Source organism: Streptomyces sp. NPDC006372 (assembly GCF_040612515.1).
Classification (GTDB): domain Bacteria; phylum Actinomycetota; class Actinomycetes; order Streptomycetales; family Streptomycetaceae; genus Streptomyces.
This window is the reverse complement of record NZ_JBEXQJ010000076.1, coordinates 1-10,348: the sequence shown is the minus strand read 5'-3', so window position 1 is coordinate 10,348 and position 10,348 is coordinate 1. Positions and strand designations below refer to the sequence as shown.

The following is a 10,348-nucleotide window of genomic DNA, read 5'->3' as shown; positions in this document are numbered from 1 at the left end:
GCCCTAGCTGCGGGCAGTCGTGCCGCTGGGGCGGCACGGGTGGGCGCAGCGGCACCCCGCTCCGCCGGGTTGCGGACCCACCCGGCCTCAGCGACAACGCGCTCAGCCCTTCACCGCCCCACTCAGCGCGAACCCTCCCCCCAACCGCCGCGCGATCAACACGTACAGAAGAACCACCGGCGTCGAGTACACGATCGAGAACGCCGCCAACTGCCCGTACGCCACCATCCCCCGATTCCCGAAGAAGTCGTTGATGCTGACCGACGCCGGCATCTGGTCGGGTGTGAGCAGCAGCATGAAGGGGACGAAGAAGTTGCCCCACATCATGACGAAGCAGAAGACCGTCACGACGGCCACGCCCGGCCCCATCAGGGGCAGGACGATACGGACCAGGGACTGCAGGGCCCCCGCCCCGTCGGTCCACGCCGCCTCCTCCAGTTCCTTCGGTACACCGTCCATGAAGTTCTTCATCAGCCAGATCGCGAACGGCAGTTGGGACGCGGCGAAGAAGAAGATCGTGCCCTGCATGGTGTCGATCAGGTCCACTCGGACGAACAGCGCGTAGACCGGAACCATGATCGCCGTGATGGGCAGGCTCGTCGCGAAGAGGATCGTCAGCAGGAACGGGCGGTTGAAGCGGGAGCGGAAGCGGGAGAGCGGATAGGCCGCCAGCGCCGCGCACCCCACCGTCAGCAGCGTCGCACCGCCGCACAGGATGAGGCTGTTGAGGAGGGGGGTGAAAGTGACGTCCGACGTGAGGATCGCGTCGAAGTTGTCCAGGGTGAGGCCGTCGGGGGCCTTCACACGGAGGTCGGCACGGGGGTCCAGGGCGGACAGGACCACCCAGGCCAGGGGGAGCACGAACGCGGCGGCGACCACCAGGAGCCCCGCGTCGGCCGCGAGACGGTGGGCCGTGCGACGGGAGGAGAGGGGGAGGGCCACGTCGGTCAGACCTCCGTCCGCAGCAGGCGCAGATACACGAGGGAGAACAGGGAGCCGACCAGCAGGAGCAGCAGGGCCACCGCCGTGCCGTAGCCGATGAGGCTGTTCTGGAAGGCCTGTTCGTACATGAAGAGCGGGAGGGTCTGGCTCCTGCCGCCCGGGCCGCCTCTCGTCATCACCCAGATCAGGCCGAAGACCGACAGGGTCTGCAGGGTGTTGAGCATCAGGTTCGTGCCGATGGAGCGGCGGATCATCGGGAGGGTGATGTGCCACATGCGGCGCCAGCCACCGGCCCCGTCGACCTCCGCCGCCTCGGTGATCTCCTTGGGGATCTCGTTCAGCGCGGCCGAGTAGACCAGCATGGAGAAGGCCGTACCGCGCCAGACGTTGGCGAAGGACACCGCCAGGATGGGCAGGGTGAACAGCCAGTTCTGGGACGGCAGGTGGAGCCAGCCCAGGATGGCGTTCAGGGTGCCCTCCCGGCGGAAGAAGGCGTAGAGCAGGAACCCCGCCACGACCTCCGGCAGCACCCACGCCGTGACGACGATGCCGCCGGTGAGGGTGCGGACCGGTTTCGACGCGCGCTGCATCAGGGCCGCGAGGGCCAGGCCGAGTGTGTTCTGGCCGATCAGCGACGACACCACCGTGAACACCAGCGTCAGCCATACGGCGTTGAGGAACGCCTCGTCCCCGAAGGCCCGGGTGAAGTTGTCGAAGCCGACGAACGACTCCTGGGCCTGGCCGGTGAGCTGGAGGTCGGTGAAGGCGATGTAGACGCAGTAGGCGATCGGGCCGGCGAGGAAGAGGAGCAGGAGGACGACGGAGGGAGCCAGGGGGAGGGTGCGGATCAGCGTGCCGGGGCCTCGCCGGGGGCGGAGAGAGGTAGGGGGTCCGGGCGCCTTTCCGATCTCGGGGTGCGGTGCTGTGGCGGTCATCGGCGCTTACCGCCGCTCACCGCTCGACGACCTGGTTGTCCGTGGCGTCCTTGAGGGAGTCCGCGTAACCGCGAGCCGCCTCCTCGACCGACGTGTCGCCCGTCGTCACGCCCTCCATGGCCTCCTGGATGGCCGTGGAGACCTTGGGGTAGGCCGGGTAGGCGGGCCGGTAGTGGGTGCTCCGCACCAGGTCGGTGAAGAACTTGATGCCGGGCTGGGCGGTGGCGTACGCGGGGTCCTTCGCGACGTCCTCGCGGACCGCGATGCCGGAGTTGGCGACGTACCACTTCTGCGCGTTGGCCTTGGTCTGCATGGTCTTGATGAACTCGAACGCCAGGTCCGGGTTGCCGGCCTTGGCGGGGATCGACCAGGTCCAGCCGCCGGACATGCTCACCTTGCCGGGCGCCTGGCCGTTCTGCGTGGGCATGGCGGCGAGACCGAGTTTCTTCGACCACTCGGGCCATTCGTGGCCGCTGCCGGGCAGCCAGTCCTGCGGCAGCCAGGAGCCGTCGAGGGCGATGCCGAGCTTGCCCTTCGGGAGCCACTCGCCTCGGACCCGGGTCATCACGTTCGGGTCGAGGGCGTCGGAGACGTCCGGGCCCAGCTTCTCCTTGTAGACCGTCTCGACGAAGCGGAGCGCGTCCTCGAAGCCCTTGCCGCCGGCGATCCACTTCTTCGCGTTCTTGTCGTAGAGGGGGTCCGTGCTGCCGTCGTTCGTGCCGTAGAGCAGCATCTCGAAGGTCTGCATGGTGGCCGCCTCGCCGACCGGTTTGCCCGTGTAGACGTTGAGGGGGATGGTGTCGGGGACTTTCCTCTTGATGGCGTGGGCGGCGGTGAGGACGTCGTTCCAGGTCTTCGGTTGCCAGTCGGCGGGGAGGCCGGCCTTGGCGAAGATGTCCTTGTCGAACCAGAGTCCGCGGGTGTCGGTGCCGTCGGGGACGCCGTACGTCTTGCCGTCCTCGCCCTTGGCCGCCGCCTTCGCGGTGTCGACGAACCGGTTCCAGTCCGGCCACTTGGCGAGGTAGGGGTCGAGGGGTTTGAGGTAGCCGCTGGTGATGTCCGAGTTGATGAGGAACGTGTCCTCGTAGACCAGGTCGGGGGCGGTCTTGGGGGAGCGGAGCATCTGCTGGAGCTTGGTGTAGTACTCCGAGTCCGGGGCCTTGATCGGGACGAGCTCGACCTTCTTGCCCGGGTTGGCCTTCTCGAACTGCTTCTTGATGTCCGCGAGGTAGGTGTCCATCACCTTGACGGAGTTGTCCGTGGACTGTTTGAAGGAGACCTTCACGGTGTCCGGGTCGCTGCCGGAGCCCCCACCGCAGGCGGTGAGGGTGGTCGCGGCGAGGACGAGGGTGAGGAAGGGTGTGAGGGCGGCGGTGGGGCGCACGGGCACGACCTCCTACGGGCGCACTTCGTTGTGGCCGGGACGGCTGCGTCGTGAACGTAAGTTGAGTGGTCTAGTCAGGTCAATGCGTGTGCGCGGGTTCGATCGCGGCCGGCTGTTACTGACGACCCGTCACTGACCGGTGACCCAGCGGTACTGCAACTCCGGGCGCCCCACCGTTCCGTACTGCGGTCGGCGGGCCGCGCGGCCCGCGTCCACCAGGTGTTCCAGGTAACGGCGGGCCGTGATGCGGGAGATGCCGACCGTCTCCGCGACACCGGCCGCGGTGAGGCCCTCCGCGCTGTCGCGCAGGGCCACCGTCACCCGCTCCAGCGTCGGTGCGCTCAGGCCTTTCGGCAGGGCGGCCGGGCCCGGTGCGCGCAGGGCCGCCAGCGCGCGGTCCACCTCGTCCTGGCCGCTCGCCTCGCCGACCGCCGCGTGGAACTCGGAGTACCGCACGAGCCGGTCCCGCAGGGTCGCGAAGGTGAACGGTTTCAGGACGTACTGCACGACCCCGAGGGAGACGCCCTCGCGGACGACGGCCAGGTCGCGTGCGGACGTCACCGCTATCACGTCGGCGTGATGTCCGGCCGCCCGCAGCGAGCGGGCCAGTTGCAGCCCGTGCACGTCCGGCAGGTGCAGGTCGAGCAGGAGCAGGTCCACGGGGGTGCGGTCCAGGGCCCGGCGGGCCTCCGCGCCGGTGTGCGCCTTGCCCACGGCGACGAAGCCGGGGACCCGGCCGACGTACAGCACGTGGGCGTCGGCGGCCACCGGGTCGTCCTCCACGACCAGGACGCGGATGGCCTTCTGTCTCGTGGTGTCGCTCGTCATGCGTGGCCTCCAGAGCCCCTGGATGTAGAGCCCCCGGAAACCGCGCCACGGGACGACGCGGGGTCTGCGGACGACGGGACGGCGGGAGCCGGGCCTCCGGGCTCCGTCTCCTCACGCACGGGTTGCTCGGGCGTCGAGTTCTCCCGGAGGGGCTCCCCGGGCACCGTGTCCTCAGGGAGGGCTTGTCCGGGTGCCGCACCCTCACGGGCGGGTTGTCCGGGTGTCGGGTTCTCCCGGAGGGGTTGTGCGGGTGCCGGGCCACTCCGGAGGGGCTCTTCGGGCGCTGTGTCCTCAGGGACGGCTTGTCCGGGCGCCGTGCCCTCACGGGCGGGCTCAAAGGGTGTCGAGTTCTCCCCGAGGGGTTGTGCGGGCGCCGTGCCACCCCGGAGGGGCTCCCCGGGCGTCCGGTCGTCCGGCTCGGCCAGTGGCAGTCGTACCTCGAACTCCGCGCCGCCCCCTTCGGCCTCCGTCACCGACAGCGTGCCCTCGTGTCGCTGTGTCGCCTGGCGTACGAGCGCCAGCCCGAGGCCTCGGCCGCCCGGGCCCGCCGGCTTCGTCGAGAAGCCCCGCTGGAAGACCGCCTCGGCGTGCTCCGGATCGACGCCCGGGCCCGTGTCGGAGACCCGCAGCACCAGCTCCGGGGCGCCGTCCCGGTCCTTGGTGTAGGCGGCGACCGTCACCCGGGCCCGTGCGCTCCCCTGAGCCGCGTCCACGGCGTTGTCGATCAGGTTGCCGAGGATGGTCACCAGGTCCCGGGCCGGCAGGGTCTCGGGCAGCAGTCCGTCGTCCAGGCTGCTGTCCTCGGACACCATCAGCTCCACGCCCCGCTCGTTGGCCTGGGCGGTCTTGCCCAGCAGCAGCGCCGCCAGCACCGGCTCGCTCACCGCCGCGACGACCTGGTCGGTCAGTGCCTGCGCCAGCTCCAGCTCGGCCGTGGCGAACTCCACCGCCTCCTCCGCCCGGCCCAGTTCGATCAGCGAGACGACCGTGTGCAGCCGGTTCGCCGCCTCGTGCGCCTGTGAGCGCAGTGCCTGCGTGAAGCCCCGCTCGGAGTCCAACTCGCCCATCAGCGACTGGAGTTCGGTGACATCGCGCAGGGTGACGACGGTACCCCGCCGCTCGCCGCCCGACACCGGCGAGGTGTTGACCACCAGGACCCGCGACGCCGTCAGATGCACCTCGTCCACCCGCGGCTCCGACGCCAGCAGCGCACCCGTCAGCGGGGCGGGGAGCCCGAGCTCGGCCACCGACCTGCCCACCACTTTCCCCTCCACGCCGAGCAGCTCCCGCCCCCCGTCGTTGATCAACGCCACACGGTACTGCCCGTCCAGCATCAGCAGCCCCTCGCGTACGGCGTGCAGGGCGGCCTGGTGGTAGTCGTGCATCCGGCTCAGCTCGGCCGCGTTCATCCCGTGGGTGTGGCGGCGCAACCGGGCGTTGACGACGTAGGTGCCGACGGCGCCCAGGACCAGTGCACCGGCCGCCACGCCCAGCAGCGCCGTGACCTGACTCTGCACCCGCTCGCTGATCGCCTCGACCCGGATGCCCGCGCTCACCAGGCCGACGATCCGCGTGCCGTCCTGGATCGGCGTGACCGCTCGGACCGACGGGCCGAGGGTGCCGGTGTAGGTCTCGGTGAAGGTCTCGCCCCTCAGGGCCCGGTCGGTGTGGCCCTGGAAGGTCTGGCCGATCTGGTCCGGGTCGGGATGCGTCCAGCGGATGCCCTGCGGGTTCATGATCGTGATGAAGTCGACCTCGGTGTCCCGCATCACCTTCAGCGCGTACGGCTGGAGCTCCGCGGTCGGCCGGGAGGACCGGGCCGCCGCCAGCACGGACGGGGAGTCCGCCACGGACCGTGCCACCGCCCTGGCCTGGCGCGTCGCGGCCTCCTCGGCCTGGCTCCGGTCGCTGACATAGGTGAACAGTGCGCATCCGGCCACGACGACGGCGATGAGCACCGCCTGCATGGCGAAGAGCTGGGCCGCCAGGCTGCGAGGGCGGGGTACGGAGATGCGCATGTCGTCAGTCTGCCTCTTGGCTGATTGTGAACTAAATGAACGGAAGGGTGACCGCGCTCACAGAGAAGGACATAGTCACGGCATTCCCCATAACGCATCTCCGGGAGCTCTGCACACTGTTTCCCCGGAGTTTCCCCGGACGTGAGCCGCACGCCGGTGATGCCGACGACGTCGTCAAGGAGGGCCGCCGTGACCAGCGCAGCCGATACGGCACCTGCCGCACGCAAACCCAAGCGGGACCGCACGCACTACCTCTACATCGCGGTGATCATCGCGGTCGCTGCCGGTATCGCGGTGGGTCTGGCCGCACCGGACTTCGCTGTCGGGCTGAAGCCGATCGGCACCGGGTTCGTGGCCCTGATCAAGATGATGATCTCGCCGATCATCTTCTGTACGATCGTGCTGGGCATCGGCTCGGTGCGGAAGGCCGCCAAGGTCGGCGCCGTCGGTGGTATCGCCCTGGGCTACTTCATGGTGATGTCGCTGGTCGCGCTGGGCATCGGCCTGGTCGTCGGCAACATCCTGGAGCCGGGCACCGGCCTCGCGGTGACCGACGCGGTCAAGGACGCCGGTCACGCGCAGATCGACGCCGAGGCCAAGGGCACCACGGAGTTCCTGCTCGGCATCATCCCGACCACGATCGTGTCGGCCTTCACCAACGAGTCGGTCCTGCAGACCCTGCTGATCGCCCTGCTCGCCGGCTTCGCGCTGCAGGGCATGGGCTCGGCCGGCCAGCCGATCCTGCGCGGTATCGAGCACATCCAGCGGCTCGTCTTCCGCATCCTCGCCATGGTGATGTGGGCCGCCCCGATCGGTGCCTTCGGCGCCATCGCCGCGGTCACCGGCTCCGCCGGCCTGGAGGCGCTCAAGAGCCTCGCCGTGCTGATGCTCGGCTTCTACGTCACCTGCTTCCTCTTCGTCATCGTCGTGCTCGGCGCCCTGCTGCGCGTCATCTCCGGTCTGAACATCTTCGCGCTGTTCAAGTACCTGGGCCGGGAGTTCCTGCTGATCCTTTCCACCTCCTCCTCCGAGTCCGCGCTGCCGCGGCTCATCGCGAAGATGGAGCACCTGGGCGTCAGCAAGCCGGTGGTCGGCATCACCGTCCCGACCGGCTACTCCTTCAACCTCGACGGCACCATGATCTACATGACCATGGCCTCGCTGTTCATCGCCGACGCCATGGGCACGCCGATGTCGATCGGCGAGCAGATCCCGCTGCTGCTCTTCCTGCTCGTCGCGTCCAAGGGCGCCGCCGGTGTCACCGGCGCGGGCCTGGCGACCCTGGCCGGTGGCCTGCAGTCGCACAAGCCGGCCCTGGTGGACGGCGTCGGCCTCATCGTCGGCATCGACCGCTTCATGAGCGAGGCCCGCGCCCTGACCAACTTCGCCGGCAACGCCGTGGCCACCGTGCTGATCGGCACGTGGACGAAGGAGATCGACAAGGAGCGCGTCAACGAGGTCCTCGCGGGCCGGCTGCCCTTCGACGAGAAGACGCTGCTGGACGACGACGACACCCCGGACGACGGCCACGTCGAGGTTCCCGAGCAGGGCGGCGAGAAGGAGCTGGCGAAGGCCTGACGGCCGCGCCCCGGAATCCGGGCGGCTGAGTGTTCCCCCCGTCGCTCAGCCGCCCGGTCATCACCCCCGGAAAACCCCCAGACGATCAATCGTTCAGCTTCGCCACCAGCTCGGTGGCTTTCGAGGCGGGCACGCCCGCCGCGGTCAGCACGGTGACCGCGGCGCAGCGGCCCGCCTCTCGCGCTGTCAGCAGGCCGTCGTTCACGGCCTCCATCACCGCGAACAGCATCTGCTCGTGCACGTAGGCCAGGGCCGGCGCCGGCAGCGGTGAGCTGAAGACGTTCTCGTCCAGCCCGCGCCGCAGCAGCCCGACGCTCTGCTCCCGGACCGGGGCGAGCCGCTCCCGGATGCCCTGCATGGTGACCGTGCGCTGGGCGAGCGCGACCAGCAGCCGGTAGCGGTCGGCGATCTCCCACACCGCCAGCACCGAGCGCGCCACGGCCTCGGCCGGGTCCTGAACGTCCTCGCGGCCCGCGGCGTGCGCGGTCGACAGGGCCTGAACGGCCTCGTCGACGAGTGTGCTGATCAGTGCCTCGCGACTGGGGAAGTGCCCGTACACGGTCCGCCGTACGACGCCCGCGGCGCGTGCGATCTGGTCCATGGACGCGTCGGGGTCCCGCAGCAGCTCGGCGAGGGCGACGTCGAGGATGCGGCGCCGGTTGGCGTCGGCGCGGCTGGTGCTGCCCGTGGTCATGGACGTCATTGTGCCTCTCCTCCATCGACTTGCACAGCACTGTGCAACGACGTACATTGCACAGTGTTGTGCAAATGCACACCCCTGTGCAAGCCTGCGAGGAAGGCAAAACCGTCATGCGACTCGTCATGACCGAACCGGCCGAAGCGATGGAACGTCCCTACGCACGCCGCTGGTGGGCGCTCCTCGTGCTCTGCCTGAGCCTGCTGATCATCGTGATGGCGAACACTGCCCTCACCGTCGCCGCGCCCGCCATGACCCAGGACCTGGGGCTGTCCAGCGCCGACCTGCAGTGGGTCATCGACGGCTACACCGTCCCGTACGCCGCGCTGATGCTGCTGCTGGGCGCGATCGGCGACAAGTACAGCCGCCGGGGCGCGCTCGTCCTGGGGCTCGTCGTGTTCGGCGGCGGCGCGGTCTTCGGCTACCTGGCCGACAGTGCCACGACGGTCATCGCGGCGCGTGCCGTGATGGGGGGCGGCGCCGCGATGATCATGCCCGCCACGCTGTCCCTGCTCGCCGCGACGTTCCCGCGCGCGGAACGCGCCAAGGCCATCACCCTGTGGACCGCCACGGCCGGCCTCGCCATCGCGGCCGGACCGCTGGTCGCAGGGGCGCTGCTGGAGCACCACGGCTGGTCGTCGACCTTCCTCATCAACGTCCCCGTGGCCGCCCTGGCCGTGGTCGGCGCCTTCGTCCTCGTACCGCCGTCCCGGGCCGGGAGCCGGGGGCGTATCGACTACGGCGGCGGACTGCTGTCGGTGGTATGGATCGCGGCGCTGGTCTACATGATCATCGAGGGTCCGCACTTCGGTTGGGGCGTCAAGGCCGTCACGGCCGCGATCGTCGCCGGTGCCGCACTGGTCGCGTTCGTGGTGTGGGAGCTGCGCCATCCGCGCCCGCTCCTGGACGTGCGCCGCTTCACCGACCGCCGCTTCGCGGGCTCCAACCTCGCCGTCGCCCTGTTCTTCCTGGCCGTCTTCGGCGCCTTCTACTACCTGACCCAGCACCTGCAGTTCGTCCTCGGCTACGACGCCCTGGACACCGGCCTGCGCATGCTGCCGCTGGCCGGCGCGGTCTTCGTGGGCTCGGCCCTCACCGGCTACCTCACCCCGCGGGTCGGCATGAAGTGGACCGTCACGGCCGGCATGGTCGGCGGTACGGCGGCCCTCGCCCTGCTCACCCAGGTCGACGCCGGGTCGTCGTACGGCGACTTCGTCGCGCCGCTGATCGTCCTCGGCCTCGCGATCGGGCTGGCCCTGTCGCCCTGCACGGACGCGATCATGGGGGCCTTCCCGGAGTCCGAACTGGGCGTCGGCGGCGCGGTGAACGACACGTCGCTGGAGCTGGGCGGTTCGCTGGGCATCGCCATCCTCGGTTCGCTGCTGGCGACGTCCTACTCCGGGCACCTCTCGGACGCCACGACCGGCAGCAAGCTCCCCGCCTCCGCCCTGGAGACGGCCCAGGACTCCGTCGGGGCCGGGTACGCCGTGGCGCGGGGCATCGGGGACAAGGCGCGGCAGCTGGCCGAACAGGCGGCGCACACGAGCGACCCCCAGCAGGCCGAACGGCTCCGGGCGCAGGCCGGACAACTGAGGGGCGGGGCTCGGCAGATGGCCGACGCGGTCGGTTCTTCCTTCGCCGACGCCGTGGCGCACACCAGTCTGGTCGGGGCGGTGATCCTGGGCGCCGGTACGGTCGTCGTGGCGCTGCTGCTGCCGCGCAAGGAGAAGGCCGTGGAGAAGCCGGCGGCGGAGAGGAAGCCGGAGACCGCCGGAACCCGTTGACCTGTTGCCTTGACGCCGAGGTCAAGGATTACGTTCGTACGCATGCGAATCGGCGAGCTGGCCGCACGGGCCGGGACCACGACGCGGACGCTGCGGTACTACGAGTCGCGCGGGCACTGGGGCAACCGCAACTGGGCGCCGTACCTGACGGACACGCTGCGCGAGATGGTCCGCGACGGCCG

At 70.1% G+C, this 10,348-nt stretch carries 8 protein-coding genes and 1 pseudogene; 3 read left to right on the top strand and 6 right to left on the bottom strand.

Annotated elements, in window-relative coordinates; genetic code table 11:
* Nucleotides 1-102: 102 nt before the first annotated feature.
* The 5 genes from ABZ016_RS42675 to ABZ016_RS42655 all read right to left on the bottom strand — a co-directional run bounded on the left by ABZ016_RS42675 (nucleotide 103) and on the right by ABZ016_RS42655 (nucleotide 6,107).
* Nucleotides 103-942, bottom strand: coding sequence for a carbohydrate ABC transporter permease (locus tag ABZ016_RS42675; protein WP_356922194.1), 840 nt, complete (start codon nucleotides 940-942; stop codon nucleotides 103-105).
* A gap of 5 nt (nucleotides 943-947) precedes the next feature.
* Nucleotides 948-1,877: a sugar ABC transporter permease gene (locus tag ABZ016_RS42670; protein ID WP_356922193.1), complete on the bottom strand. Its 930-nt coding sequence runs from the start codon at nucleotides 1,875-1,877 to the stop codon at nucleotides 948-950.
* Nucleotides 1,878-1,893: 16 nt separating this feature from the next.
* Nucleotides 1,894-3,267: an extracellular solute-binding protein gene (locus ABZ016_RS42665; RefSeq protein WP_356922192.1), complete on the bottom strand. Its 1,374-nt coding sequence runs from the start codon at nucleotides 3,265-3,267 to the stop codon at nucleotides 1,894-1,896.
* A 123-nt stretch (nucleotides 3,268-3,390) separates the two neighbouring features.
* Nucleotides 3,391-4,089, bottom strand: a complete 699-nt coding sequence (locus tag ABZ016_RS42660) for a response regulator (protein WP_356922191.1) — start codon at nucleotides 4,087-4,089, stop codon at nucleotides 3,391-3,393.
* A complete protein-coding gene (locus tag ABZ016_RS42655) occupies nucleotides 4,086-6,107 on the bottom strand; it encodes an ATP-binding protein (protein ID WP_356922190.1) in 2,022 nt (673 codons plus the stop codon). The genes ABZ016_RS42660 and ABZ016_RS42655 overlap by 4 nt, the downstream gene beginning before the upstream one ends.
* A 189-nt stretch (nucleotides 6,108-6,296) precedes the next feature.
* Here ABZ016_RS42655 and ABZ016_RS42650 point away from each other — a divergent pair, with 189 nt between their 5' ends.
* Complete coding sequence (locus ABZ016_RS42650; RefSeq protein WP_356922189.1) at nucleotides 6,297-7,685, top strand: cation:dicarboxylase symporter family transporter; 1,389 nt, start codon at nucleotides 6,297-6,299, stop codon at nucleotides 7,683-7,685.
* A gap of 85 nt (nucleotides 7,686-7,770) precedes the next feature.
* Here the strand turns inward: ABZ016_RS42650 and ABZ016_RS42645 are convergent, their stop codons facing one another.
* Entirely contained in the window at nucleotides 7,771-8,388 is a 618-nt protein-coding gene (locus tag ABZ016_RS42645; RefSeq protein WP_356922188.1) for a TetR/AcrR family transcriptional regulator, read from the bottom strand.
* Between the two features lie 107 nt (nucleotides 8,389-8,495).
* Here ABZ016_RS42645 and ABZ016_RS42640 point away from each other — a divergent pair, with 107 nt between their 5' ends.
* Entirely contained in the window at nucleotides 8,496-10,166 is a 1,671-nt protein-coding gene (locus ABZ016_RS42640) for a DHA2 family efflux MFS transporter permease subunit (protein ID WP_356922187.1), read from the top strand.
* Between the two features lie 42 nt (nucleotides 10,167-10,208).
* Nucleotides 10,209-10,280 (top strand): annotated as a pseudogene (locus ABZ016_RS42635) (MerR family DNA-binding transcriptional regulator); the annotation flags it as partial.
* Nucleotides 10,281-10,348 lie beyond the last annotated feature (68 nt).

Coding starts and splice junctions, on each gene's coding strand:
- ABZ016_RS42670 (WP_356922193.1), bottom strand. CDS start 1,877: ATGACCGCCACAGCACCGCACCCCGAGATCGGAAAGGCGCCCGGACCC.
- ABZ016_RS42660 (WP_356922191.1), bottom strand. CDS start 4,089: ATGACGAGCGACACCACGAGACAGAAGGCCATCCGCGTCCTGGTCGTG.
- ABZ016_RS42655 (WP_356922190.1), bottom strand. CDS start 6,107: ATGCGCATCTCCGTACCCCGCCCTCGCAGCCTGGCGGCCCAGCTCTTC.
- ABZ016_RS42645 (WP_356922188.1), bottom strand. CDS start 8,388: ATGACGTCCATGACCACGGGCAGCACCAGCCGCGCCGACGCCAACCGG.
- ABZ016_RS42640 (WP_356922187.1), top strand. CDS start 8,496: ATGCGACTCGTCATGACCGAACCGGCCGAAGCGATGGAACGTCCCTAC.